General features: G+C 53.9%; 26 protein-coding genes. 9 read left to right on the plus strand and 17 right to left on the minus strand.

Annotation, left to right across the window (positions count from 1 at the left end; all coding sequences use genetic code 11):
- Positions 1 to 3: 3 nt before the first annotated feature.
- Positions 4 to 462: a type II secretion system major pseudopilin GspG gene (gspG, locus tag CKW38_RS00055; RefSeq protein WP_038368790.1), complete on the minus strand. Its 459-nt coding sequence runs from the start codon at positions 460 to 462 to the stop codon at positions 4 to 6.
- A 147-nt stretch (positions 463 to 609) separates the two neighbouring features.
- On the opposite strand from gspG, the gene gspI reads away from it, so the two are divergent.
- Positions 610 to 996 carry a type II secretion system minor pseudopilin GspI gene (gspI, locus tag CKW38_RS00060; RefSeq protein ID WP_176472257.1) on the plus strand — a complete coding sequence of 129 codons (387 nt, stop codon included), beginning with the start codon at positions 610 to 612 and terminating at the stop codon, positions 994 to 996.
- Positions 997 to 1,576: 580 nt separating this feature from the next.
- Here gspI and CKW38_RS00065 read toward each other — a convergent pair.
- Genes CKW38_RS00065 through CKW38_RS00075 form a run of 3 tightly spaced genes read right to left on the minus strand, consistent with a single transcriptional unit; the run spans position 1,577 to position 4,860 of the window.
- On the minus strand, positions 1,577 to 2,791 hold the full coding sequence (locus CKW38_RS00065; RefSeq protein WP_007919039.1) for an MFS transporter: 1,215 nt from the start codon (positions 2,789 to 2,791) through the stop codon (positions 1,577 to 1,579).
- A gap of 19 nt (positions 2,792 to 2,810) precedes the next feature.
- Positions 2,811 to 3,770, minus strand: coding sequence for a diiron oxygenase (locus CKW38_RS00070; RefSeq protein WP_256588316.1), 960 nt, complete (start codon positions 3,768 to 3,770; stop codon positions 2,811 to 2,813).
- Entirely contained in the window at positions 3,763 to 4,860 is a 1,098-nt protein-coding gene (locus CKW38_RS00075; protein WP_095111422.1) for a SagB/ThcOx family dehydrogenase, read from the minus strand. Before CKW38_RS00075 ends, CKW38_RS00070 begins: the two co-directional genes overlap by 8 nt.
- A gap of 758 nt (positions 4,861 to 5,618) precedes the next feature.
- Here CKW38_RS00075 and CKW38_RS00080 point away from each other — a divergent pair.
- Positions 5,619 to 6,728, plus strand: a complete 1,110-nt coding sequence (locus CKW38_RS00080; RefSeq protein WP_095111423.1) for a hypothetical protein — start codon at positions 5,619 to 5,621, stop codon at positions 6,726 to 6,728.
- Positions 6,729 to 6,731: 3 nt separating this feature from the next.
- Positions 6,732 to 7,301: a LemA family protein gene (locus CKW38_RS00085; RefSeq protein ID WP_095111424.1), complete on the plus strand. Its 570-nt coding sequence runs from the start codon at positions 6,732 to 6,734 to the stop codon at positions 7,299 to 7,301.
- A gap of 270 nt (positions 7,302 to 7,571) precedes the next feature.
- On the opposite strand, the gene CKW38_RS00090 is transcribed toward CKW38_RS00085, so the two are convergent.
- Positions 7,572 to 7,931: a DUF6124 family protein gene (locus CKW38_RS00090; RefSeq protein ID WP_095111425.1), complete on the minus strand. Its 360-nt coding sequence runs from the start codon at positions 7,929 to 7,931 to the stop codon at positions 7,572 to 7,574.
- Between the two features lie 541 nt (positions 7,932 to 8,472).
- Here CKW38_RS00090 and CKW38_RS00095 point away from each other — a divergent pair.
- Positions 8,473 to 8,955 carry an N-acetyltransferase gene (locus tag CKW38_RS00095; protein ID WP_095111832.1) on the plus strand — a complete coding sequence of 161 codons (483 nt, stop codon included), beginning with the start codon at positions 8,473 to 8,475 and terminating at the stop codon, positions 8,953 to 8,955.
- A gap of 299 nt (positions 8,956 to 9,254) precedes the next feature.
- Here CKW38_RS00095 and CKW38_RS00100 read toward each other — a convergent pair whose 3' ends face one another.
- From CKW38_RS00100 to CKW38_RS00115, 4 genes are all read right to left on the minus strand, one after another.
- The gene (locus CKW38_RS00100; RefSeq protein WP_095111426.1) at positions 9,255 to 9,614 is read right to left on the minus strand and encodes a DUF6124 family protein; all 360 of its coding nucleotides are present in this window, start codon (positions 9,612 to 9,614) and stop codon (positions 9,255 to 9,257) included.
- 772 nt (positions 9,615 to 10,386) lie between these two features.
- Complete coding sequence (locus CKW38_RS00105; protein WP_095111427.1) at positions 10,387 to 10,893, minus strand: hypothetical protein; 507 nt, start codon at positions 10,891 to 10,893, stop codon at positions 10,387 to 10,389.
- 338 nt (positions 10,894 to 11,231) lie between these two features.
- Positions 11,232 to 13,193 carry a hypothetical protein gene (locus CKW38_RS00110; protein ID WP_095111428.1) on the minus strand — a complete coding sequence of 654 codons (1,962 nt, stop codon included), beginning with the start codon at positions 13,191 to 13,193 and terminating at the stop codon, positions 11,232 to 11,234.
- A 197-nt stretch (positions 13,194 to 13,390) separates the two neighbouring features.
- A complete protein-coding gene (locus CKW38_RS00115; protein WP_095111429.1) occupies positions 13,391 to 14,491 on the minus strand; it encodes a metallophosphoesterase in 1,101 nt (366 codons plus the stop codon).
- A 386-nt stretch (positions 14,492 to 14,877) separates the two neighbouring features.
- Here CKW38_RS00115 and CKW38_RS00120 point away from each other — a divergent pair, with 386 nt between their 5' ends.
- Positions 14,878 to 16,038, plus strand: a complete 1,161-nt coding sequence (locus CKW38_RS00120) for an IS30 family transposase (protein ID WP_095111430.1) — start codon at positions 14,878 to 14,880, stop codon at positions 16,036 to 16,038.
- Between the two features lie 146 nt (positions 16,039 to 16,184).
- Here CKW38_RS00120 and CKW38_RS00125 read toward each other — a convergent pair whose 3' ends face one another.
- Positions 16,185 to 16,616 (minus strand): type II secretion system protein N, encoded by a 432-nt coding sequence (locus CKW38_RS00125; RefSeq protein WP_095111431.1) that lies wholly within the window; start codon positions 16,614 to 16,616, stop codon positions 16,185 to 16,187.
- A 120-nt stretch (positions 16,617 to 16,736) separates the two neighbouring features.
- On the opposite strand from CKW38_RS00125, the gene gspH reads away from it, so the two are divergent.
- Together gspH and CKW38_RS00135 are read left to right on the plus strand one after the other, a co-directional pair.
- Complete coding sequence (gene gspH, locus CKW38_RS00130) at positions 16,737 to 17,189, plus strand: type II secretion system minor pseudopilin GspH (protein WP_095111432.1); 453 nt, start codon at positions 16,737 to 16,739, stop codon at positions 17,187 to 17,189.
- A complete protein-coding gene (locus CKW38_RS00135; RefSeq protein WP_095111433.1) occupies positions 17,186 to 17,794 on the plus strand; it encodes a prepilin-type N-terminal cleavage/methylation domain-containing protein in 609 nt (202 codons plus the stop codon). The genes gspH and CKW38_RS00135 overlap by 4 nt, the downstream gene beginning before the upstream one ends.
- Before the next feature lie 325 nt (positions 17,795 to 18,119).
- On the opposite strand, the gene CKW38_RS00140 is transcribed toward CKW38_RS00135, so the two are convergent.
- The 6 genes from CKW38_RS00140 to CKW38_RS00165 form a co-directional block, all read right to left on the minus strand.
- Entirely contained in the window at positions 18,120 to 18,635 is a 516-nt protein-coding gene (locus tag CKW38_RS00140; RefSeq protein WP_095111434.1) for a hypothetical protein, read from the minus strand.
- Positions 18,628 to 19,800: a DUF3800 domain-containing protein gene (locus CKW38_RS00145; RefSeq protein ID WP_095111435.1), complete on the minus strand. Its 1,173-nt coding sequence runs from the start codon at positions 19,798 to 19,800 to the stop codon at positions 18,628 to 18,630. The genes CKW38_RS00140 and CKW38_RS00145 overlap by 8 nt, the downstream gene beginning before the upstream one ends.
- Before the next feature lie 61 nt (positions 19,801 to 19,861).
- Positions 19,862 to 20,230: a hypothetical protein gene (locus tag CKW38_RS00150; protein WP_095111436.1), complete on the minus strand. Its 369-nt coding sequence runs from the start codon at positions 20,228 to 20,230 to the stop codon at positions 19,862 to 19,864.
- A gap of 780 nt (positions 20,231 to 21,010) precedes the next feature.
- Positions 21,011 to 21,949, minus strand: a complete 939-nt coding sequence (locus tag CKW38_RS00155) for a DUF4880 domain-containing protein (RefSeq protein WP_095111437.1) — start codon at positions 21,947 to 21,949, stop codon at positions 21,011 to 21,013.
- A 31-nt stretch (positions 21,950 to 21,980) separates the two neighbouring features.
- Positions 21,981 to 22,532 (minus strand): RNA polymerase sigma factor, encoded by a 552-nt coding sequence (locus tag CKW38_RS00160; protein ID WP_095111438.1) that lies wholly within the window; start codon positions 22,530 to 22,532, stop codon positions 21,981 to 21,983.
- Positions 22,529 to 23,194, minus strand: a complete 666-nt coding sequence (locus CKW38_RS00165; protein ID WP_095111439.1) for a secretin and TonB N-terminal domain-containing protein — start codon at positions 23,192 to 23,194, stop codon at positions 22,529 to 22,531. The genes CKW38_RS00160 and CKW38_RS00165 overlap by 4 nt, the downstream gene beginning before the upstream one ends.
- A gap of 207 nt (positions 23,195 to 23,401) precedes the next feature.
- Here CKW38_RS00165 and CKW38_RS00170 point away from each other — a divergent pair, with 207 nt between their 5' ends.
- On the plus strand, positions 23,402 to 23,716 hold the full coding sequence (locus CKW38_RS00170) for a hypothetical protein (protein ID WP_007913932.1): 315 nt from the start codon (positions 23,402 to 23,404) through the stop codon (positions 23,714 to 23,716).
- Positions 23,717 to 23,845: 129 nt separating this feature from the next.
- Here CKW38_RS00170 and CKW38_RS00175 read toward each other — a convergent pair whose 3' ends face one another.
- Positions 23,846 to 24,286, minus strand: coding sequence for a carboxymuconolactone decarboxylase family protein (locus CKW38_RS00175; protein WP_007913931.1), 441 nt, complete (start codon positions 24,284 to 24,286; stop codon positions 23,846 to 23,848).
- Between the two features lie 311 nt (positions 24,287 to 24,597).
- On the opposite strand from CKW38_RS00175, the gene CKW38_RS00180 reads away from it, so the two are divergent.
- A complete protein-coding gene (locus CKW38_RS00180; protein WP_095111440.1) occupies positions 24,598 to 26,031 on the plus strand; it encodes a PLP-dependent aminotransferase family protein in 1,434 nt (477 codons plus the stop codon).
- Positions 26,032 to 26,115: the final 84 nt, after the last annotated feature.

The following is a 26,115-nucleotide window of genomic DNA, read 5'->3' on the forward strand; positions in this document are numbered from 1 at the left end:
GCCTTACAACTGCCAGGAACCGATATCGGCATTCACGCCGTCGCCGTCCGGCTGACCGTCGGCACCGAGGGAAAAGATGTCGATCTCGCCATTGGCGCCGGGGTTGAGGTACTGATAAGGACGCCCCCATGGATCGTTCGGCAAGCGCTCCAGGTACGAGCGCCAATTGCTGTTCTTCGCATCCGCCGGCCGCTCCACCAACACCTTCAGCCCTTGGTTCATGCTCGGGTAAGTGCCGTGATCGAGGCGATACAACTTCAACGCCTGCATCAACCCACCAATATCCTGCTTCGCCGCCGTCGCCCGCGCCTGATCCGGCCGATCGAGCACCTTGGGCACCACCATCGCCGCCAGAATCCCCAGAATCACCACGACCACCATGATCTCGATCAGGGTAAAACCCTGCTGCCCACGCGGCGTGCGCATCGGTTGCTGAAGCGATTTGAAAGGTGCGATATCCATCTCGACATACCCTGGCTTGATTCGATTCGACGCGCAGTGTTGCAAGAAGATATGTCAGTGATGTTGAAAATCCTCGGGTGTTTTCGTCGTCAAGCCGTCAAGGACGGGGGTTAGCGTCGAGGGCTGGGTTTGGGTTTTGGGCCATGTATGCGTGCGCGTTCGCGGGAAGCGGGTTTCACGTTGATTGAGGTGCTGGTGGCGCTGGCGATTATTGCCGTGGCGATGTCGGCGGCTGTGCGGGTGGCGGGGTTGATGACGCAGAGTAGTGGGGTTTTAAGGGATCGGTCGGTGGCGATGATTGCGGCGCAGAGTCGGATGGCGGAGTTGCGGTTGGAAGGGAAGTTGTCGATGGGGATGAAAGCGCAGGAATGTGATCAGGGGCGGTTGTTGTTGCGGTGTGAGCAGGTGATTAGCGCAGCCGAGAATGGACGGTTGCTCAAGATTGGCATCCAGGTATTTGACCGCAGCCAGGATGCGCCGCCGTTGGCCAGGCTTGAGACCTTGTTGTCCCGAACGGAAAGCCCCTCACCCTAGCCCTCTCCCAAGGGAGAGGGGACAAATTCGGGGATATTCGAGAGCTACACCGACTTGAACGTCTTTCATTGAATCCAAATTCGCCAAAGCTCACCAAAGCCATAATCGCTAAGGTCCTTCAGGTCGATGTACCCCGCAAGACACCTCGGTCGGCCCCCTCTCCCTCCGGGAGAGGGCTGGGGTGAGGGCCGCTTCTACTCGCAAAATCCCAGAATCACCAAAGCCATAATCACCACGGTCTTCCAGGTCGATGCACCCCGCAACACACCTCGGTCGGCCCCCTCTCCCTCCGGGAGAGGGCTGGGGTGAGGGCCGCTTCTACTCGCAAAATCCCAGAATCACCAAAGCCATAATCACCAAGATCTTCCAGGTCGATGCACCCCGCAAGACACCTCGGTCGGCCCCCTCTCACTCCGGGAGAGGGCTGGGGTGAGGGCCGCTTCTACTCGCAAAATCCCAGAATCACCAAAGCCATAATCACCACGGTCTTCCAGGTCGATGCACCCCGCAAGACACCTCGGTCGGCCCCCTCTCCCTCCGGGAGAGGGCTGGGGTGAGGGCCAGGGTTGCCAGCTAGCGGTCACTTGGCAGCAACGCTCTCAAGCGCCGGGTCCTCAGCGACGCCCCATTTGTTGAAACCATAGCCAAGTACCGTTGCGATCAAAATGAACACGGACAGGCTCGCCAGCGGAGGAAAGGGGGCGACGGCGAGCAGCACGCTGACGACGCCAGCCGTCACGAACATGAGGGTGCCGCCCGCCGCCGACGAGGCCCCCGCTTTCTCGCTGAACATCTCCATGGCCCTGGAGGCGGCGGCGGGCCTGACCAGTGTCGTTCCTAGCGTACAGATGATCATTGGGATGGCCACTGTAGCGATAGAGAGCTGGAACTGAATCAACCCCACCATGATCAGGCCGGACAGCCCGGAGATAGCCAATCCCACCTTGATTTGAGTGTCGATCGTCAGTGTTCTGGATAACCGGGTGGCCAATAACCCGCCCACCACATAGGCGCCTCCGTAGGCCAGTAGCACAAATGAGTAACTCAACGAGGACACCCGGAGCGTTTCGAGAAAGATGATGGGAGAAATAGCAATGAATCCAAAATGACAGGAAAAGGCCATAGCCGATGTCATCCACGAATACACGAAAGGTTTATAGCTGAAGATATCCGCATAACGCTTGAGAATTTCCAGCTTTTGCGATCGCGACGTTAGCGACTGATCCGGTAATTTGGGAAAAAACCACAGTGTTTGCCCCAGCAAGATCACAGCCAGCACAGCAAACACGTAGAAACTCCCCTGCCAATTCAGGGCGTACTGCAGATACGTCCCAAACAACGGAGAAAAGGAAATACAAATCCCGCTTAACGACAGCATGTAAATGCGAATCCGCTGCCGGTCTTCAGCCGTGAAGACATCCTGAACAATCGCTTGAGCCAACACAAAACATCCGCACCCTGCGCCCTGCACGACTCGCGCCAAGGCAAACTGCAGTTGCGTGCTGGACAGCAGGCAGCCCGCAATACCCAGCAGTGACACTACCAACCCAAGTTTGAGCATGACAGGCCGGCCATACTTGTCGGACAGCGGCCCTACAACGATCTGAGAGATGGAGAACCCCACCGCAAATGTCGCCACAAAGTAGGTGACTTCATTGACCTTCATTCCAAACGCATCCGCCAGAGCCGGATAAGACGGCAGTAATACATCGAGCGGGAATACTCCAAGTGCGACCATGACCGACAGCAGGAAAAGTGCAGAGGCCTTTGAAGGCGATTTGAGTTTAACGTTCACCGTAGTCTCCCTTTGTCTGTCATTCGATAAGCCCTGCCTCGGCAAAGCGCTTCACGTTCATCGGTTCTTTGAAAAAACCACTGCGTTTCATCGCCGTTATCGTTGCGGTACATCCAGCTCTGGCCCTGGCACGATGAGGCGCGCTGCCTTGCTGCCTTTCATGGATAACCTGCGCGCTGGCGGCATCAACGCCCACCAGCTTCAAGTTCTCGTACAACCATGTTTCATGCAGCCTGAAAAATTCGAAGATGGCTTTAACGATAAAATCCGCCATGAATGTTTTCTGAGCGTCCGAAGCACCCTGCCAAACAATGGTAAAAAGATGCGAAAAATAAAGTGAGTGCTTGAGTTCATCCTCAAGATGGTCACGCAGCATCCGGTAGACGGGCGTATAAACCGTTGACCTGGAGATCTTAAGGAATTCTTTTGTAATCACGGTTTCAGAAACAAATCCAACAACAAACCAAGCCAATTCGGTATGGGCAGGCTCTACCGAGTTAACAAGCGCCCGGATGTTCTGCACGCGTTCCGAGGTAATTTCCCGATTGGCAATTCCATAAATAGCGCTGACTTGATTGGCGACATCTGCCGACATCACTGCATGGTAGGCCTCATCGGCATATAACTTGAGCCCTGTGAGTTTCAACTCTGGAGACAAACCCAAACCGATTCGATCATGAGCAATGGTTGTGATCGAGCGATTGACAATGCGGGTCTCTAACTCAGTTGTGTAGTCGAGGAACATCACCAGATATCTTGCCAATATCGCCTGCCTGACGGCGTCGCCATGGCAATGAACAGCCTCATCAGCCAACCAGGGAGTTGCCGTCGGCACAAACCAGTCTTTGTGCTGTTCGCCGCCCTGCGCCCAACCCGACAGGTCATAGGCGTTAGGCCGCGAACGCACGGTGGCGGCCTCGTTCCAGTCCAGGAAGACCATCAACGCATCGCTGTCGATTGAGCACTCTTGCTTAATCATTTTCTCGTGCGCCTCCGCTGGCATGCAGCGCTTCCAAAGCCACCGGCATGTCCCTGCCGGTGCTAACCCCGGCACCGACAAACAACAAAGGAGCTGACTGATGGGAATCGCCCAGAATCGGCTCCAGACAAGCCTCATCAATAGCGGCAGAGACCCAAGTCCCAAGGCCCAAGGCAGTTGAAACAAGCTGCACGGTCTGGGAAATATGACCGGCGTCCAGCAGCGCGACGCGGTAGGCCCTTGAGTGCGGATACTTCCACCATAGCCGGTCAAACTGGCACGTCAGAAAAATACCGAACGGAATATCTTCCGCGAAAAATTGGCCGTTGAGTGCATGACCCAAGCTGAAATCGTCATCGGTTTTTATGGATTCCAACTGGTGTTCGACAGGATTGTAGTAATAGAACCCAGGCGGGATCTGCGCGACATTGTTGATGTAAACATATCCCTCAATGGCATTGAGTCCGCCACCTGATGGGCTACTTCTGCGATGGCGAAGTTCATCAGGGCACAGCTGGCTAGTCGCAAGACCGCGGGAAGGAAGATACGCCAGCGAATAATAAAGAATCAACTCTATCTGCTGCTTCGTGAGCGCCACAGGAAGGAACTCCCTGACGCTGCGGCGCTTTGACAAGGTACTTTGCAAGTCATAATTCTGAGTAGTGACCGGTCGTGTTAGAGCAATACAGTGCCCTGTATCTTTACCCTTACTCTCATGCCTTAACCTCGGCACTGGAACAGTAAAGGCTTCGTCACATGCCGATTGGTAGGCTATCGCCCATTCATCGACACTTTCCGGTCGCGCCGCATAGTCGATCTTGCTGGTGCCAACGTGAAAGATGCGGGAAAGATCATCCCAGCCCCATTCCATTGCGGGAAATCCGCTCTCTGACACTACCCCGGCGGCCAGCAATTCCTGGTCGATCGAATCTTGTGTATCCGGCTCTACGTCTGGGTTTTGGCTGAGATGCAGTAAACGACAAAGATACTGAGGAGAGATGGAATATTGCTTGTGTGCCTGGTAGTCCCATAGCACCAATTGCTTATTCTTGATCAGAAAAAAAATATTATCACTAATATAGGATGGCACTTCTCTCGTCCTTGAGACTGGTAAAAACAAAAAGCCCGGAAGAACTTCTTCCGGGCCCTGACATCACTTGACGGTGGTTTTAACCGGACCTGCTGCTTGAGTCCAGTTAGCCAGGGTTTTCGATTCGAGATTAATAACAATCATGACACTCTCCTTATCTTCAATGAAGCCGAACCATTCGGCGAAGTGAGATTTAAACAAATAAAAACAGCTGTCAAGAATGAAAATCAAAAAAACTTTTTGCGCTTAACTTGGTGCGTAACTGTTATACAACCGCACCGGGATAGTGCTACGAAAGTCTCCGAATCCGGCCAGTTCGATCATTGTCCGACAATTTAAGTGCGCCATTGCAGCGCACACTTTCAAAGCATATGAATCGCCCTGAATTTCATAAACGCCGCTTTGCCTGAACTGACATCGACCAAATGACAGAATGGCGTGCGGCTGGATTGCGTCTTTATCAATCGGTCGCCGAGGTAACTGTCATGACAACGCCCGACGCACGGACAGGGGCCACAGACTACTGCCTGCCGAATGCTCGACCATTTCCAGAGACACGTATCCGCCACAAGCGGTCAGCGCATGACAATGGTATCGTCCACTCCTTTTCAATGTTTCTGACAGATTATGAATAGAGCCAAATCCTCAAACCGGACCATTGCTCCCGCACCAGGCATCCCTGAATCCGAAGTGAGGCCAGGACACCATCGCTATGCTTTTGTGAGTTTTCGACCTTGCTCTCGCTGAAGGATGTCTACATGCCCAACGCATCGCAGAACGCGCGACTCACTGAGTTGCTGACGGTGAGCGAAGCCAGTATTGACAGGGCTGAATCCAATGCCGACCTCCTGAACGTGATCCATGAGTTCGCCTTGTACAACGGCCCGCTCGAATTCGATCGCACACGCGCATGGTGGTGTTTCGGCACCGGCCTGTTATTGCTTGCGAGCGCTGTGGCCCTTTATTGGATTGGGAACATCCATAGCGTCGCTCTGTTCTTTTACCGGTTGGAAATTGATCCCGACTCGTTCGGCATGGGTACTGGTTTTCTCGGCATCGTGATTGCCGTTTGGAGTCTGGCATGGATGAAATCCAAATCTGATCGGTTGCCGTCGCTCAGTAAAAGAATTGCTCGACTGTCATCCTACTTCCACAACGGACTGACTTTCCTGAGAGAAGACTCAGCCGCAACCCTCAAAGAGCTGGACACGGAATTTGGTGATTACCGTCGCGGCGACTACAGCCGCAAGTTGGTCGAGTCGATACAGGGTGAATTTACCGGCACGTTGCGCAACCTCCCTTTCACGTACCGCCAGCTGCACTATGTCAACCGACGCGAGGTGCATACCACGGTTACCGACGAAAAGGGCAATACCAAAACCGAGACTCGAGTGGTTTATGACCACTACGATCGCTACAGTTTGGTCATCGACTTTCCATGGGTCACCGGAATATCGGTCAGATCTGATTACCAGTCCCAGAACGACTATTCGCATCCCATGGACACGGCTTCTACGGATTTCAATAAAGCGTTCCGTTTGACCGGTCGCAGCGAGATGCTTTGTGCGAAATTCATCAAGCCTTCGACGGTGCTCCACTTGCTGAAGCTGTTCGACATCCTCCATCGTCCGAACCTGGAGTTCTCCGACAGTGGAGAGCTCTGCCTAAGTTTTGAGAGCAACGACCTGTTCGCGTTCGGTGCCCAGTATTCGCTGGCTTCGCCCAACAATTTTTACGAAGAAATTTCTGCCGGTATCGAACTGCCGCGTCTGATGTCTGCGCTCCAATGGAGCCATGCACTCAGTGAGCTGCACGATGACAACTTTACCTTTACCGCCACTCCCCCAAAACAACGCCAAGAGAAGTAAGCCATGGACATTGCACTCATCCTCTCCGCTGTTATCGCTGTCGTCATAATCGTAGCGGGCTTCAGCATTTATAACGGCATTATCGGGGGACACAACCGAGTACAACGTGCATGGTCGGACGTCCTCGTTTACGAACGCCAGAAGACCAAAGTTCTCGACCAGCTTCAAAAAGTGCTCGCAGATTTCATGGTCTATGAGGCCAGCCTCCTGGAAAAGATCACCGGCCTTCGCAGCGCGGTCAACGCCCTGCCTGCGGGCGCCAATGGCAATGCCCTCACGACCGTTGAAACCGCCACCCGGGAGCTGATAGGTGGCCTACGCATCGCTTTCGAGGCCTACCCTGACCTGAAAGCATCAGAAGCGGCGAACAACATGATGCGTGAAATTGCCGAACAACAAGAGAACGTCGGCGCAGCCATCACCATCTACAACCGCAACGTCGAACTGTTCAACAACGCCATCGAAATGTTCCCCGGCTCGGTCGTCAATGGCCTGTTCAACAAGAAAACTCGCGTCACGCCATTCACCGATACCGAAGCTTCGCAGAGTTTCTCTTACACCCCGAATATCTAACCTGCGTTAAGCATCGAACCATCACCCGCAAGGGTGATGGTCGCTCACCTCCCTCCTTGAACAGATCCGCCGCTGATTTTTCCAGGCGCAATGCCGAAAGCAACAACAAACCAAATGAAAACGCCGCAGGAAAGTAACCGACCCGCTCCCACACGTTTCAGCGTCGTACACAACATCTGCAATCAGCACAAAACCCTGTGGGAGCGAGCCTGCTCGCGAAGACGCCAGAACGGATACCCGATCAATCACAAGGTGATCCCGACACCCGCATCACTCCGGCAATTGCAAATTATCCAGCGCCCGATTCACCGCCAACTCCCCGAGCATGATCAACTGCGCAATCCCCGCCAGCGCATGGCGCTGCGATGCCGGTAACAGGCTGGAGACGTTCTGGGCGATGGTTTTGGCCGAAGCGAGTGTTGCACTGGCATCGACCAGCAGTTCTTCGGTTTTGTTGTCCGCCGTCACGGCATACATCCCACGTTTTTTACGTGGCGGCGGCGTGGAACCGGGCGGACAGAGGTAATGGTCGAGCGCGCGGTCGGCGGCTTCGTGGAGTTTTTTGGAATCGATGGATTCGTAGGGAGACGTGCAGTTAGATTCGGGCGGATTGGGCGTTGGTTTGATCATGGTAAAGCTCCTTGATGACTGGAGCCGCCACCGTTCGCGGTCAAACAAACAGGGTGGCAGCTGTACGCGGGTTGACCGACCGGACATCAAGGAATCCGGCACACCCGAAGGTGTCCCACGCACAGCCACCGCGACACGATTTCAGACAATGCCTGAACACGTGCAGAACGCTGGCGCGCCTTGATATTGGGCGGACGGTCAAATCCGATCACTGATTCGTCAGCGACCGCACCACAATAGAACCCGCCCCCAAGGCGCACAAGCCGGCGGATTCTGGCGTAGCTGTAGGCAAAGGCGCAAGGATATGTAGCCTGAGAGAGTGTCTGGAGATGTCTTTTTAAACGTTGGTGTTTATCGGAATCCTCATCGCGTCTCGGACCCCAGCACAGATCCGTCCCCTTGCCCCAACAGACGTAAGCGTCCGGCGAACACATCCCCCTGAAGCTGATAGGGAGCCATCGCCTCCATTGAACCGAGCAGCAGTGGTTATGCGGACTCTGTTCTCTATAATCACTGACCGGCCATGTTTAGGGTGCTTGTTATGCCAGCCTCCGCTGATCAAAACTCCGCTGTCGTTTTATGCGCAACTTCCAATAACGACCTGGAAGATCTGGTAGCCATCAGGATTGAGGCCATGCGCGAGAGCCTCGAACGGCTTGGACGATTTGACCCAGATCGTGCGCGCGAACGATTTCTTGGTGGGTTCGACGCTAACAGCACACGCCGCATAGAAGTATTAGGTGATCTGGTCGGTTTTGTCGTAATCAAAGACCAGCAGAGCGAGCTGCTGCTTGACCACTTGTATGTGATACCCAGAGCTCAAGGAGCAGGAATCGGCTCTGAAGTTCTTACTCGGATTTTCAGAGAGGCTGATGAGATCGGGCGTCCCATCAAGGTGGGTGCTCTCAAGGAAAGCGCTTCAAATCGCTTTTACACTCGCCATGGCTTCGTGTTCATCGAAAGCGGTGAATTCGATAATTATTATGTCCGGGCTAGCGGTAATGCCGTTGATTTGGGCGACTAGGTAGATCTTGATACGGTTCCCCGTCAGAGGTTGCACCGTTAGATGGGCATCTGCATTCAAGGGGACGGATCTATTTTTCAAATATAAATCCGTCCCCTTTTCCTCCTGTAGGAGCTGCCGAAGGCTCGGGCAACGGATACAACGCATGTGTCATCGCCATCGCTACCAGCCCTGCTCCCAAAGGTTTCAGCGTCGGACACAACATTCCTGACCAACACAAAACCCTGTGGGAGCGAGCCTGCTCGCGAAGGCGCCAGGATGAACACCCGATCAATCACCAGGTGATCCCGACACCCGCATCACTCCGGCAATTGCAAATTGTCCAGCGCCCTATTCACCGCCAACTCCCCGAGCATGATCAACTGCGCAATCCCCGCCAGCGCATGGCGCTGCGATGCCGGCAACAGGCTGGAGACGTTTTGGGCGATGGTTTTGGCCGAAGCGAGTGTTGCACTGGCATCGACCAGCAGTTCTTCGGTTTTGTTGTCCGCCGTCACGGCGTACATTCCACGGTTTTTACGTGGGGGCGGAGTGGAACCGGGCGGACAGAGGTAATGGTCAAGCGCGCGGTCGGCGGCTTCGTTGAGTTTTTTGGAATCGATGGATTCGTAGGGGGAAACCGAGGCGGTTTCGGGCGGGTTGGGTGTTGGTTTGATCATGAGTGAATCTCCAAATCATAGAAAAGGAGCCATCATCTTTCGCTACCAAACGAAGGGGTGGTGGCCATACGAAGGTTGGTAGACCGGTGACTTGGAGAACCGGCGCGCCCGAAGACGCCCTGCGCATGACCACCATAAATACACAGCCCCAAAAAGGCCTGTATCGGGTGACGCTATGCGCCAAGTCTAAGCCGGGCTACCAAACCCGATCGCTGATTCGTCAGCGACCGGACCACAATAGAATCCGACCCAAAAGCGCACAAGCCGGCGGATTCTGGCGTAGCTGTAGGCAAAGGCGCAAGGATGTGTAGCCTGCGAGAGTGTCTGGAGATGTCTTTTTAAACATTGGCGTGACCGGTTCCGGCCGAAAGATGCAGTGCTGACAGTCTGCTTTCGGCCAGAAGCGGACTCTAACGTGAGTCCTGAAGAGCATTTATGATGGCCAAAGTTTGGTGGAGTTCGAATTTCTCCTTCACCGCTCCATTCAGTAAACGCAAGCCACTGATTCTCATAGAGAAAGTCGGAGGCTTGTGGTTTTTGACGTCTGAAAAAAGGCCATACAGGACTGAAATGGGTCTGGGATCGCTCTTCGGTGCGAAAGTAGACCGCCATCGAATGTGGGATTGGGTCGATGCTACGAATAATAAAATTGGAGGCAAGTTTGGGCGGATACCAGGGATTGCCTCTGCGTTGCAGGTCAATGGTGATGCCCGGCGTCCGCGTTCCGCAATCGCGAAGACTTGTGCATGAATGGCGTACTAGATAGACACAATCATTTAAGGCCACTTTCAGCGATATCTCTGCACTTCTTAATGGTTGCGCTTAAGGCCTGAAGGTGGATCTTATAGCCTGATTCATAGTCACTATTGTCGAATTTTTTCAGCCACAAATCGAAATTTTCTTTTCGTGCTACCGATTGTTTTCCAATGAGTTCTAACAAGGGAATGGAAGCTTGCATCAGCGCTAAGATCTCTCCGTGGAGTTCTGGAAAATATAAGCGCTGAAGCAGGACAGCTTCATCTAGAGGCGAGGGCGAGTCGTGTGCTTCGTCCTTGAAAAGAAGTGTATTTTGCTTTTCTGATATCCACGCGGAGTATGCTGAAACGGCCCTAGCAATATCCTCTAATTTTCCAGCCAAAAATTTCTTTCGATCACGACGTGCCGATATAAATTGAGTAACAAGCTGGGCGGAAATTCCGCCAAGCAGCGTTAATGTTCCTCCCACTATAATCGGTAAAAGTTTGATCCATTCGGCATGTAGTGTTGGTTCGATATCCATACAGGCGCTGTATCCTAGTCGTATTGGCTTGTCAATTAATGATATTGAGAAGACTTGATTTTGCATAGATCTACGTCTGCAGACATGGAGGCGTTTCGGAATGGGATAAGCTGCCCGCTGGAGTCACGGCAGCCATCTTCTACGCCAAGAGCGACCGCATGCGGCCAGAAGCGGACATCGGCAGCGACCGCTACCGCTACCGGCCAGCAGCAGTCAGACGGAAGCGTCTAGGAAATCAGGACCGATTCAAGGCTATGAGCGACACAGCACTAATCAGCGAGTTTGCGGTTTTCCAATCCGTGCAGCTGATCAACACCAAGATAAGCTAGTTGCCATTACTAAATCTCGAATGCTCGTCGCTGTATGTAGTAACGCTCCGATTCCTCTAGAGCCGGCGAGTCTAGGACTCCTAGCTCCATTAACTCTGAAAGATATTTTCTTTCAGTTTCATCCAAGTTCGCCAATCTGAATGTTGGAGAGCTATAGCAAAAAATCCTTCCCAACCATCTAATGTCGCTTTGGGAGAGGTAATGCTCCCAAAGCAAGCTGTGAGATCTTGTGAATAAGTTAATCAGCCTTTGGGACGTCACGTATTGATAACAGGTAAGTAACTGGCTCAAGTAATTTTTATGAATTTTGTGCTGAGTTTTATGCACGATTTCAAGATAGCTTATAGTCGCCTTGACATAGTTGAATCGATCGCCTTTCCCAATAGCCGTATCGGCCATCTGCCGATATGTTTCAATACGCACTTCTGGCTTTTGGAATTTAGCTGCTAAACGTAAAGAAATATTGTTAGCCGTAACATGGTGAGCATCCCTCAAGCACCGGCCCTTAATTCTTTCAAGTCTAGAAGCTTTGTTATCTTTTGAATCCAATACAGTGAGGATTGACTGAGCATGAAAATAGGTAGCATTTTTATCCGATAGATTGGAAGCTTGTCTTGCAAACTTAATGGCTTTAGCTTTTCGATCGGTTTCATAGTATAGCATGGCAGTATTTAGCCACACACTAGCAAGTCGCTGATTTGTTTGGGTCTCCAATTTCTCCAAGAGTTCATAAATCACCAAGGCTTCGTCAAAGCTATTCAGCATACGCATGCTATTTGCGTATCTAAATAAGATATCCTGAGACGCTCGAATATAAGAAAATTTTATCAAATGAGGAATTATGGCGTGGCAGAAATTGCAAATATTTCTAAAGTTACAGATTTTATCCAATCTTGATGTATAAAAGTTTATCAAGTCTAGGGCATTCGAGATAAGTTTAGAGTCGCTTTCAGCTATTGCATCATTAAAGTGACGCCTTAAGAGACATGTGGCATTATTGAATGAGTATTCATATTCGGTCAAAACTTTATGACTAAAGCTGCTACCTAACTCGTACTCCTTAATTTTCCAGTTGCCAAAATATGCGGTCAATGCCTTTTCAGTAAAATCCTTATAGCTCTCTACTGTGAGTAGCGATTGCACATAGCTTTGACTTTGAGTGAGTTCTCGTACTATTTTAGGAGCTTCAACCTCCATCTCGCCATAGTCGGTATATCTAGAGACCTCAATCAGCCCTTTTTTGCTTAATTCGATAGAGTGCTTTGCGTAAAACGGTTTGGTCCTGTCAAAATATCGGATGTGGCTGAAATCTTCGCCATAAGGAAATATGGCCAAGCAAAGTAATAGCTGATATAGGGAGTCGCTATGCTCTGCTTTAATGGTATCAATTTTTATCTTGATAGATACGGGGATAGTGCTGCTATCTATATTTCGCAAAGCGGTGGCAGAAGTTTCATTTACCAGTTCTGAAAACCTTGTATGCTCCATTTGTGAAATTATGCGCTCAACGCTTCCCGGTCTCCCTCCAGAAAGCCTATATATCTCTCCTGAAGAGATTATGCTTTCAGGGACATTAAATTCAGAATTTGAAAGTATGAACTTATTCATGTCCGGCTCATTCATAGGCTGTATTAGGATTGGAGCCCATGGTGCGCTTTTAATAATAAATTTACTTCTGAAGATAATGTTCGTTTCGGGTGCAACCTCTCTGAGAATATTACTAATATATAGGGCTGCTTGCATGGAGCCTTGATCAATGTTTTGCTCATAAATATTATCGATCAAGAGTGTCGAATTTTTAATGCTTGCGAGTTTTGTACAAAAATCCTTCGTGCTAAGGTTGATTTGATTTAAGAGTTTTAGATCCAGCGTTGCAAGATCGATGAAGTCGTCTAAGTCTAACTGGAAGATTTTATCTAAAAGCTGTGGTGCTTGATTTTTGATGCAGCTAAGGAATTCATTTCCGTACATATCCCAATGTGCAATACTCCAAAAGCATTTTTCAGTTTCCAGAAAGTATATTGCTTGCCGAACCGCAAATTTACCAACAGCTTCAAGATAGTGCTGCTTGAATCTAGGTGGCTCATACTGCAGTTTTAAGTGACTGGTTTCGGTATCAATTATCTTTAATTCAGAATTTCTTTCAGCTTTCGAGGAGATGTCGGACGTTAAGACTGGAAGTTCTTTGGACTTTTTTTTTGAGCTTTTTTAGAATTTAGTATTATGTCTGCTGTGTTGCTCGATTGCTCATCATCAGGAACTGCAATCTGATCTTTCTTAATTTGCCAACCGCCACCGCCAACTTGAATTGCCTTTCTTGGCCAAGAAGTATATTTATGTTCTACCAAGCAGATTTTAGCGAAATAATACCCATGCGTTCTGATCTTTTTGGCTGTGCCGTAACTATCAAGGCCAAATAGCGAAGCTACTTGTATTGAGAGCCTACCGGGCGAACTATTTATTGATTCTGATTTCGACATCGACTCGTGCATGTGGCCATGAAGATGTGCGTCAAACCAACCGGATGGTGATACTTCGTTGAGAAATACTTCCTGCGAGTGCTCGGTAAACCAGTTTGCTGGGTGATGTGTCACTATCAAGTTTATGTCGTTATTGTCAATCCATTGAGGGAGGTTTCCGTCTACGGAGTTGAACAATTGGTGATGGCTGAGTGATAATTTACCCTGCATGTCTCCATCAAATATATGAGTCCAGCTGGAGTTAATTCCAACCAGACCAACGCTCACCCCTGACTTTTCAAAAATAGCTGAATGATCGCCCGGTAGAACCCCTTTTTTATCTGATATTACAGGGATGCCGGAATTGGTTAGTTTTGCTAAAAAAGATGTATAGTTGTGGAAGCTTTTTTCAATGCCCTGAATGTAGTGATCGTGTTTTTTTTCAAAGATTGCCACTTCCAGCTCAGCATTATATGCAGCTACTGCGAGCGCGATTGGGTCTGTTTTTGAAGGCCGCACAAGGTCATGATTACCTGGAACTAAGAAAAGCTTAGGGGGAGGGCCCACAGTCTCGAATGCCTCCCATAGTTCAACCAGCTCTTTGAGGGCTAAATTGAACTCCGCCTCTTCACCCTTTTGAACGATGTCACCAGAGAATATGACTAAATCAATTGCACCATGTCTCGTGGAATGATTGATGATATCTTCGATCATTCGCTGTTTTATTTGTGTCCATAGCAGGCCAGCGCCTTTCATTCCAACGTGAAAGTCGCTGATGTGTAACCAGCTCAAATACTCCTGGTTTGCCATCTAAACCTCTTAAATTATCCGATGAGTTCCGTCTACGTGAGCTATTTTCTGTGGCGAAGATATCGTATTGCCAGCACATCATGCAAGATAGCTAGTCCATCAGTGTGCATAGGCATGAAATTCCAACTGATGCTCGCCCTCCTGCTGAGCGCTTAACCACAGCTCCAAATAGGGCGAACAAGTCACATAACTCCTGAAATTTGCAACCGCAGCGCTATCAATTCTTCTCCTGATTGGCTGTCGCATCGCAATCGGAATTATGGTGCGGTATTTTTTCGCAAATTTGAGGGGGGAAGCGGACGACTCGGAATGTCCGCTATTGGCTGTGGATTCAACCGGTGGACGCAACATGACTAAATTCTGTGTAAGCAGAAGGAGTGTTGCAGATGAAGCAGAGACCTCGGATTTATTACACCGACAGCCAGAAAAAACTGATGTGGGATCACTGGCAGAAAGGCGACTCTCTCCAGCAGATCGCCCAATTATTTGATCGAAACCACTCATCGATACAGCGCATCTTGGCGGAAACAGGGGGTATCAGACCCGCTGTACGGCGCAGGTCCAGATTGGCGCTGACGTTGGCTGAGCGCGAAGAGATTTCGCGTGCGGTGGTTGCAGGTAACTCGGTCCACTCCATAGCTGCACTGCTAGGGCGAGCAGCCTCGACCGTTAGCCGTGAGATCAGACGCAACGGTGGTCAAGGATGCTACCGGGCTAATCAAGCTGATCAGGCTGCTTGGGATCGCGCGCATCGGCCTAAGGTCTGCAAGCTTGTTGAGAACCGAGCGGTGGCGCAAATTGTTGCAGACAAGCTTCAATTGCAGTGGTCACCGGAACAAATTGCCGGCTGGCTGAAGCGATCCTACCCGGACGATACGAGCTATCAGGTGTCACACGAGACGATCTATCGCACCCTCTTCATACAGGCTCGCGGGGCTCTGAAGAAGGAGTTGCTTGAGCATTTACGGCGGACGCGAGCCATGCGTCGCTCGCGCCATCACACTCAGAAGAAAGAAAATCACGGTCGCATCACAGACGCGGTATCGATCCGTGAACGCCCGGCCACAGTTAAGGATCGAGCGGTGCCAGGTCACTGGGAGGGTGACCTCCTGTGCGGTAGCAGAAACAGCCAAATTGCCACTCTTGTAGAGCGTCATACCCGCTACGTAATGCTGATGAAGTTGGTCGGTAAGGATAGCGAGACGGTCATCAGCGCCCTGATCGAAAACGCCCGCGACTTACCCCAAGAACTCTACAAATCGCTGACGTGGGATCGTGGCAAAGAGATGGCTGACCATAAGCGCTTTACGGTGGCTACCGACATAAAGGTCTACTTCTGCGATCCTCATCGTCCTTGGCAACGGGGATCGAATGAGAACACCAACGGGTTGTTAAGGCAGTACTTCCCGAAAGGGACTGACCTTGCAGATCACTCGCAAGCCACACTCAATGAAGTAGCAAGGCAGCTAAATAACCGCCCTCGAAAAACACTAAACTACGAAACGCCCGCTGAACGATTTAGCCAATCTGTTGCGTCCACCGGCTGAATCCACAGCCGATAGCGGCCATTCATAACGACCTACTTCTGGTCGAAGGCAACAACAAATACTCTGCTTCTCAGTTCATTTTTTTGCTGAGACGGTCGAACTGCCCTCAACCAAACGACCAAAACAAATGAGCTCAACTCCCCAAATCACGGTCTCACCAACCTAGGCAAAACCACCCCCTCCGGCAACCTCTCCACCCCCAACCGCACCCGCTCCCCACCCTGCTCAATCACCACCCCATCCCCCTCCACCGCCAGCAACTTCACCCCAGGCCCAACCTTCTCCCCCTGCAAAAAACTACGCGGCGGCCCATCGTTCAGGCTCAGTATCGCCACCGCCCCCCGACTCCCCGCCATCACCCCGCTCACCTTGATGTCCACTGGCGCTGTTTGATTGGAAAACCACTGCAACGCCGGGCTGTCGCTGCGCGCAGCGATCAATTGTGGGGCGGCGGTCGGGGTGTGGGATTCGGCGGTGGTCAGCAGCAGTGACGACCAGGTCGCCACGCCGACCAGTGTGGCCAGCAGGGCCAGGGCCTGGATCATTTGTGGTGGCGAAAAGCGTGTGGCGAATGTCATGGGCTGAATCTCCTTTTAGTCCCACCTGACAGACTACGCGGCAATTCTCACGGTTTTATTTCACACGCCTTACATGTTGGCCGTGCAGGATGAACGTCGACGCAAAGGAGCGCGCAACCGATGAACGTGGGCAAGCAACAGGGCTTTACCCTGATCGAGCTGATGGTGGTGCTGGTGATCATCGGCATCGCCAGTGCGGCGATCAGCTTGAGTATCAAGCCCGATCCGCTGCAATTGCTGCGCAAGGACGCCGAACGTGTGGCGCAACTGCTGCAAGTGGCACAGGCCGAGGCGCGGGCGGATGGCCGGCCGATTGCGTGGGTCAGCGATGCCAAGGGGTTTCGCTTCAGCCGGCGCAGTGACAGCGGCAAGGGTTTCGAACATTTCAATGACGATGCGCAATTGCGCCCGCGGCCGTGGCAGAGCCCGAAGGTGCAGGTGCGGGTCGAGCCGAAACAGAAAGTCGTGCTTAACGCTGAGTGGATCAATCCGCCGCTGCAACTGACGTTGTCCGATGGCGCCAATCAGTTGAGTGTCCTGCGCGATGGCGCTGGCCGGATTCGTGTGCAATGAAGGGCCAACAGGGTTTTACGCTGATCGAGGTGATGGTCGCGATTCTGCTGATGGCGGTGGTGAGTTTGATTGCCTGGCGTGGGCTGGACAGTGTGACGCGGGCGGACAGTCATTTGCAGGCCAGTGGTGAACAGAGTGACGCCCTGCTGCGGACGTTGAATCAGTTGCAGCGGGATGTGGACATGCGTGCGGGCATTGAATTGAGTGAGCCGAAGAAAGTCGGCGCGGACGATGAGCCGGTGACGGCACCGCCCGCGATGACTGTGCGTAGCAGTGACAGCAAGGGGTTTCGGCTGGATATCATTCGCACGGCGGCTGACCAGCCTGGGGCTTTGCAGCGGGTGCGTTGGTGGCTTAAGGGCGACACGTTGTACCGTGCGGTGGCGGCGGCGCGGAGTCGGTATCCATTGCCGGCGCCGACCGATGGCGTGGCGGTATTGAGCGAGGTCAGCGATGCGCAGGTGCGGGTTTGGGAACCGGACAAGGGGTGGCGGCAGCTGAGTGGCAATCGGCGGGAGAATCCGTTGGGGCTGGAGATTCGGCTGACCCGGCAGACGGCGCAGGGGGTTGAGAGGTATCGGCAGGTGATAGGCCCACTGAACTGAATAGATTCCCGTACCAGAGTAGCCGAATAGAGATTTTTGACCTTTGTTTCTCAACATCAAAGCAAGATCAAAAGATCGCAGTCTTCGACATCTCTTATAGCAATTGAGCAAACTAGATAGAAAATCTTCGGCTGTCAGGGCGCCATCGCTGGCAAGCTAGCTAGCCTCGAACTTCTTCGATGATATGAGGACGAACTCTGAGACAGCCCGAACGGGAGCATTAACCCTAAAAGTGATGATTAATGCGCCGTATTGGGGACATTAGACTTGCACGTCATACGGGACATATCCGTAGCACTCGGCGTCAAGACGGCATTTAACTCTCTCAGTCGCTAGGCTTATGGCGAGCCCAGCGCAACGTGGCTATCGACATAAATTGCCTGATAGCCAACGCACCACGTTCATTTCTGGCTTTGGAACCTGGCAAAGTCAGAGCTGCTTCGACCTTGGCACGACTCGCTTCGTACATTGCAAATGCGTTGAACTCAGAATCAAGCAGCACCAAGAGCACAAAATCGAACGGGTGTCGTAGGTCAATTGCCCCCATACGGCCCGTAATCTTTAGCGGGTTCAGGATACAGCGGCCCTTGATCTGGATTCTCGCTACGCCATCTTCCAGTATCTCGGTAGCGTCGTAACCTGCCTGCCTTGCAGGATGTAGTGACAGGCCGAGTCTAGTGGCAGCTTCATACTCTGCCACCTCGCCGGTCACACCCAACGGCTTGCCGGTCAGGCTATAGAATCGGCGCGCAAGCACCTTGGCCTCTTTCATAATTTCCAGGATTTCATCCTGAATCAAAGCAGTCTGCTGAGGTTCGTTGCAATGCCTGAGTTCATTCATCCGCAAATGCTTCTAGGGCAGCGAGTAGCTTGGCCAATTCATTAAGGTTGGCTGTCGTCACGATGTCATATTCTCCTCGACTGCTCAGCCGATAAACTTCTCGAGCCTTTTTGACCCTCTCCAGTAGAGGAACGACTATTCCTGACGCCCGTTCAAGAAACTCATTGATGTCCGCACGCGTCTGCGGAATCTTGTAACCCTTAGCTGCGCTTGTGATGATGACGTCTGCATCCCGAAGCTTGGCAATGCCACTGGAGCGAATTCTCTGGCCGTTGACCTCTCCCAATCCGCTGTCTTTTAGATGGGCCATGATCTCCGTGGTCAGAACGTAGTCCTTCGTGACGAATTCGCTTTGGAATCTCAAGAACCGCAGGATGCTTAGCTGAAGACGTTGATCCTCATCAGGGTGCTTACCAACGCGCTCGCTAAAACGGTCGGCCTGGCGGAGAGCTTCTTGGTGTACCTGGTAGTCAGCATACCCAGACTCATCCGTCGGCGGCGGCAGAAGAGACTGGTACTTGGATGGCCATTCCAGCATTCCAAGAGTTAGGCTGCGAAGGATTTTCTTGTAGGCAAGAAGTACTTCTTCCGATGCTTTCTCCTCGTAAATCTGAGCTACTGAGCCAGCAAAAAAATCTGCAACCTGAACCAAAACGTTGTCCTTACTGGCTATCGTCTGGAAGGCATCCTTATCGCCAAATAGGTCGTCGACGAAACGTTCTGCAACGTAGCTTTTTAGGCTCTCCTGAAACTCCTGGCCACCATGCTCGTCTACGATCATCTGGAGGTCAGGGTATGCACGGAATAAACGTTCATATAGCAATCCGTTCACGTATTTTATGAACGAGGTTTTGATGCGGAGGCCGCCGTCTTTGTGAATTCGAGACTTATCAACGATGGTGAAATAGAGCTTGAATGGAAGCTCGGCTAGCTCGTTGAGGATTCGGGCACGGCGATCTGAATCCTTGGGCTTCAGATTGCTGGATTTGATCTCGCCTGTTTGAAAATGGCGCATGCGAAGTGCTTCAGCTTGGGCAAAAGCAGCTCCCAGGTCTTTCTCTGCCACTAGAATGGAGCACACGATGAAGTAGCCCGAACTTCCTCCCTTTGACGTATCAAGGTCGGCATTCCCGGACTCATCCACGAAGGCATATGTTCTGTCCATGATCTTGCTCCATCAACAACTTACTGAGCGCGGTGGGTCGCCCAACGGCGAAGAGGCGATCTCAGTTCGTCGCAGTGGTAGTGCCTGGAGCGGGGCCTTCGCTGAAGGTGTAGTTGATGACTACGTCATTACGGATCAGGACGTCGAGAGTTTTCTGAGTGCCAGTAGTCGTCACCTTCATGGTGACCACATAGCTTTGAGCATGGGCTGAGCCGTTGGTATAGGTGTAGATCCACTTCTCGTCAGTCTCGCTGACTGCGCTCTTGGTGTATGGCTCACCGAACAGCGACTTCAATTCGGCCGTCGTAGTTTTGCCTTTGGTAATGTTCGTCACACTAGCGGACGGAAAGTCTCGGCCTACGGTGTAGTGCGACGTAGCGCAACCGCCAAGTGCTACACACATCCCCATAACTGCAATGAGCTTTTTCATATCCTTCCTTGATCGTGGAAAGCTCTAAATCTAGCTGGCATCGAGGCTAAAAGCCATCAACCATACTCATCAGATACTCCCGCACTTTCACGACAAATCAGAACACCCTCGGAGCGCCGTACAAACTTGTCCTTCGCATCTGCTATCTGGACTTGAGCATCTACAACTAATCTAGCTAACTACTACATTGGGATTGGCGGCAGTCAGTTGGGGATTGGTTGGCTGTGAGGCCGTCATCGCGAGCAGGCTCACTCCTACAATTGGATCGTGTGAGGTCAGTTAAGGATTGGTTGACTGGCAGGCCGTCATCGCTGGCAAGCCAGCTCCCACAGGGGTTGGGTGGAGTCAGCTGGGGATTGGTCGGCTGGCAGGCCGCCTTCGCGAGCAGGCTCGCTCCCACAGTTTTAATGTGCGTACAACCCAAGCGGCAAAGCCGCCCCACTCAACAGGATGAGCGTTAGCTCGGCTGCAGCTCTTGATCTTGATCTTGATCCACGGGCGACGTCGGAAGGCTGAGTGGAGGGATTCATCCGGGGGTGGGAGCGCAGCGACCGTTTGGCGCAGCCAAATGCATCGAGAGGAGGTGCAGCGAAGCAAACCGTAGGCGATGCGCCCGGATGGATCCCGCAGCGAAGGAACCCCGAGCTTTAGCGAGCGGGCCGCACGTAGGAGCAAGCCTTTTTGGTTACTTTTTCGGCGTCTGGAAAAAGTGACCCGCCGTAAGGGCGGAACCCTAAGCAGCCATAACCGCAGCAACGGATATGTACCCAATCAAACCCACTAGCTCAAAACGACAACACCACCCGGCAGCTCAGTGCATTTGACGCCATAGGCATCCCGAATCAGCAATGCAACGCCAGCGAGCTGATCAAGGCTAAAGCGCGCCTGAACCCGCCGCTGCCCAAGCTCACGGTTGAGCAGCAACAACATCCCCGGCCGATAGCGATTGATCTCATCAATCATCTGGCTCAGCGTAGCGCCGTTAAACACCAACACTTGCTGACGCCAATTCATCACCGCCGCCGTGTCGACACTCTGCACACTGCCAACCTGCCGCGCGTCGTAGGTCACCTGCTGCCCCGGTTCAAGACGCAGGCTACGCCCCTCAACATCCACGTCAACCGCACCATCAAGGCAAGTCACGCAAACTTGCTGATCAGTGTTACGCAAGTTGAAACGCCCCTGACTCGCGCGCAACCACCCTCCTCCAGCCTGCATCGCCAACGGCAACCGCACGGTCTGCACTTCAACCTCACCACTGACCAGCTCAAACCCCTGCACACCCTCAGACACTGCACGCTGATTGATCCGCGTCTGAGTGTTCAGCTCCAGGCTCACACCCTGCACAGGTTCAATACGCCGCTGCTGGCCAACTTCAGTAATGTAGTCAGCGCCCAACCCTTCAAAACCACCAGGAATCGTCCCGCGCACCAGCAAAAACGCCGCCGACGCAGCAATCGCCCCACCGAGAAACGCACGTCGACCAAACCCACGCGGTGCCTGCATTTGCTCCACGGCCGGTTGCAGCTGCTGCCACAACCGCTTGGCCTCTTCGAACGCGCGGGCATGCTCGGCACTCTGCGCGCACCATTCGCGCAGGGCCCGGGCGTCGCCCACGGTGGCGCGGCCGGAAGTCAACAGGACCAGCCAGTCGCGAGCTTCGCTGTGCAGATTGTCGGCCGCCGATGGCTCGGCAGATGTCAGTCGAAAGATGTTCAAACGCGCAGATTCTCAACGAATTGATCGGGCACTATTCAGAAGACGGTTTTCCGGCCCCGCGACCGAACCGCTGAAACACTTTTCTTTCCAGTTTCGCCGCGCAGAAGCTCAACGCAGCTTTGATTTCCTTCTCGACCATGCGCGTGGAAATGCCGAAGCGCTGCGAGATTTCCAGATGCGGCGCCTCTTCCAGGCGCGCCGCGATGAAGATCTTCCGGCGCCGTGCGGGCAGCTCGTACAACGCACTGAGCAGCGACTGGATTTCCTTTTGCCCACCGACCACCCGCGCCGGGTCCAGCGCTTCGTCGCCGATTTGCAGCAGCTCTTCGACTTCCTCGCCGGTGAGCAGGCGCGCATCGGCCTGGCGGCGGTCGGCGGCAATGTTCAGGGCCATGCGATAGAGGTAGGCATTGGGCCGCAGGACGTTCGGCGGCGTCTCCATGCGATCGACCCGCAGGTAGGTCTCGTGCAGCACGTCGTTGGCCAGATCTTCCGAACCGAGACGCCTGCGCAGGCGCACCCGAAAGTCCTCGTAGGACGTCAGGAACAGTTGGACCATCGAACCTTGTCCGGTGTCTTTCATCCCCCGGAAACTCCTTCCCATTTGGTGCATTCCATGCGTTTCCCTGACGACTCCGGTAACAACAGCAACGTGACCGGCTGACGCAAGGCGCTGGGCGTCGGCCGGTCGATTTTGAGGTTGCGAAAGCTCTCCACCAGCGCGTTGTCGCGCCGTACATCACCGGTCGAAGTGACCAACCGGTTGTGCTGCACCACGCCATCGCGGCCAACCCAGACCTGTAACACCGCGCGATAACTGCCCGGCCGGGTCAGCGGCGAGCGGCACAGATTGCGCTCGATCGCCGTTTGCACCGCCGTGGCGTAACTGCGGTTGACGGCGACGCTTTCCGGCGTCTGTTTTTGCGGCGGCGCCGGCACGTCTTCGACCTGCGCCACTTGCAAGGTAAACGCATCGTCGCGGGCATACCGCGCCATCAAACCACTGCCGCCGAGCAATCGACGCAAGGCATCGGCGGCGGTGTATTCACCGTCCACCGCCAGCGAGCGACGACCGCGACTCAACTGACTGTCGACCAGCACCGCAACGCCAGTGGCGAGGCTGTACTGATCCAGCGCGCGGGCCAGATCCTGTGCCGGAATGTGCAGCGTCATCCGCAGGTCCGCCGGCACCGCGTCAGCCATGGCGTGGCCCGCCGCGCAGCCAAGCAGCCACCCCAGACACATCCGGCGCACAAGCCTCGTTGAACGCTGAAAACCGTCCGTGGAATTGCCTCGCTGCACGGCTGACGAATCCTTGGAAATCGTCATCCTGAGGGCTGTTTATGAATCTGGTGTGACGGGCGGTGCAAAAAAACCATCACGGGAATTGCGCACGGCTTGCACTAGACTCACGCCATAGCGCGGCCCCGTCGGGCCGGCCAGGAGGCGAGCATGAATAGACTGTGGCGATTGAGCCTTGGCGGGCTGTTGCTGATGGCGCTGTCGAGCGCTTATGCGGAGCAGCCGTTGGGCTGTGTCGAGGTGACGGTCGGCGGTTACAAGGCGCCGAATTACGACTGTTTGAGCCAGCAGATGGGTAACAACCCGGAAGGCGCAGCGGCGGCGCAGAAGAATCAGGAAGCGCTGAATGTGCCGGTGAACAAACGGCCACCGAATCAGGTTGGCCTCGCGACACCGGCGGCGACCAGTACGCGTATGGGCAATACCTTTGGCACATCAGTAAAACCACAACGCCCACCGCAATGACACCCCACCGATCGTTCCCACGCTCCGCGTGGGAATGCAGCCCGGGACGCTCCGCGTCCCATCCGGAGCCGAACGCAGAGCGTCCGTTGAGGCATTCCCACGCAGAGCGTGGGAACGATCAGGGCAGGCTCATTCGCTGGGGGTTTGGCGGAAACTCACGGCCAAACGATTCCAGCTGTTGATGGTGGTGACGGCCATGGTCAGGTCGACCAACTCCCCTTCGCTGAATTGCTCACGGGCCTGCTCATAAACCTCATCAGGCACACGACTCTCGGCTAACAACGTCACCGCCTCCGCCCAGGCCAGCGCCGCACGCTCACGCGGGTTGAAGAAGTTGCTGTCGCGCCACACCGCAATCGCATACAGCCGCCGATCACTCTCCCCGGCCCGTCGCGCATCCACCGAGTGCATGTCGGTGCAGAATGCGCAGCCATTAAGCTGCGAGGCACGGATCCGGATCAGTTGCAGCAACGGCTGTTCGATACTGAGGTTGGCAGTCAGCGCCTCCATGGCAATCATCGCTTTCATCGCCTTGGGCGAAGCGTTGTAGTAATCCAGGCGCGGGGACATGGCGGTTCTCGGTGGACGGAATAATGACTTCACCGTAACCGCCGACAGCCATGCATTACAGCCCCAATTGCACGGAAAACCGCTACACCAATCACCATGAGCCGAGCACAAATCCCTGTAGGAGTGAGCCTGCTCGCGATAGCGGTGTGTCAGGCAACATTGATGTCGGATGTGCCACCGTCATCGCGAGCAGGCTCACTCCTACAGGGGATCTAGGCCAATTTCGGGTTTTTCGGGTAGGCAACTATTGCCAATCAAACAACAGCGCTAATCTGGCGGGCACGCCAAATAGTCTCGGGAGCCTCGTCGGTATGGAACTTCACGTCGTGATCAACGGCCGCAAGGATCTTGCCGGTCAGTTGTATCAGCAGTTGCGCGGCGCCATTGAATCCGGGCGCTTGGCCGCTGGCACGCAGTTGCCGCCGAGCCGCCTGCTCGCCGAGCAACTGGGCATCTCACGCAAGACCATTTCCGACACCTACGCACAACTGACCTACGAAAACTTCCTCACCGGGGTGATCGGCAAAGGCACTTACGTCAACGCCCGTCCAGCGCAAATCCAGCGCAAGCAAAGCCACAGCGAACTGGCCAGTGCCGAGGTGATCGAGAGCTGGCGCAATCTGCCGGTGTTTCTGCGCCATCCGACGCTGGAAGGCTCGCTGCGTTATGACTTCATCGGTGGCGCGACCAGCAAGGGCCAGTTCCCGCAGGATGACTGGCGCCGCTGCGTCGCCCATGCGATGCGCCAGATGAGCCAGTCCAAAGGCTTCTACAGCGTGGCCGAAGGCCTGCCGGCGCTGCGCAATGCGATTGCCCGGCACATCGCGTTTTCCCGCGGGATCAACTGTCAGGACGAAGACATCGTCGTGTGCAACGGCGCGCAACAGGCGCTGGACCTGATCACCCGTGTGCTGATCAGCCCCGGCAGTCTGGTGGCGATGGAAGATCCCGGTTATCCGCCTGCGCGCCTGTTGTTCGGCACCCATGGCGCCGAGGTGGTCGGCGTGCCGGTGGACGCCGAGGGCATTCAGGTCGAGCACATTCCCGATGGCACGCGCCTCATCTATGTCACGCCGTCGCACCAGTTTCCGTTGGGCATGCCGATGAGTCAGGCGCGCCGTGAAGCCTTGCTGGCTCGCGCCCATGAGCTGGGCGCGATCATCATCGAGGACGACTATGACAGTGAGTTCCGCTACGAGGGGCGGCCCACCGATTCGCTGTTCAATCTCGACCAGCGCGGCATCGTCGCCTACGTCGGCACCTTCTCGAAAACCCTGCTGCCGGAGTTGCGTCTGGGCTATGCGATTCTGCCGCCGGCGATTCTCGAAGCGGTGATCCGCGCCAAGCAGCTCACCGATCTGCACGCCTCGACCCTGCCGCAATGGGCGCTGGCCAAGTTCATCGCCGAGGGTTGCCTGCTCAAGCATATCCGCCGTTGTCATGCGATTTATGCGCAGCGCCGCGAGCGGATTCTGGCGCGCATGGCGGATGATTTGTCGCCATGGCTTGAGGCGGTGCCGGCCAGCGCCGGGTTCCATATGGCAGTGTTCTGCAAGGTGCCGATCGACCTGCCGCTGGTGATCGAATTGGCGAAAAAAGTTGAAGTCGGGCTGTACTCGATCAATGGTTTTTATCATCAGCAACCGGCGAAGAACGGCCTGTATTTCGGCTTCGGCGCCATCGAAACCCTCGACATCGACATTGCGCTGGATCGCCTGCGCGACATCCTCCAGCAGGTCGCCTGAGCGATTGGCCTAAAGATTTAACCGCCGATTGGTTATTGGTGTTCCGGGGGTGCAGGCCTATCCTGCACAGGCGTTATCCCTCAA

The sequence above is a fragment of the Pseudomonas sp. Irchel 3H7 genome, assembly GCF_900187605.1.
Taxonomy (GTDB): domain Bacteria; phylum Pseudomonadota; class Gammaproteobacteria; order Pseudomonadales; family Pseudomonadaceae; genus Aquipseudomonas.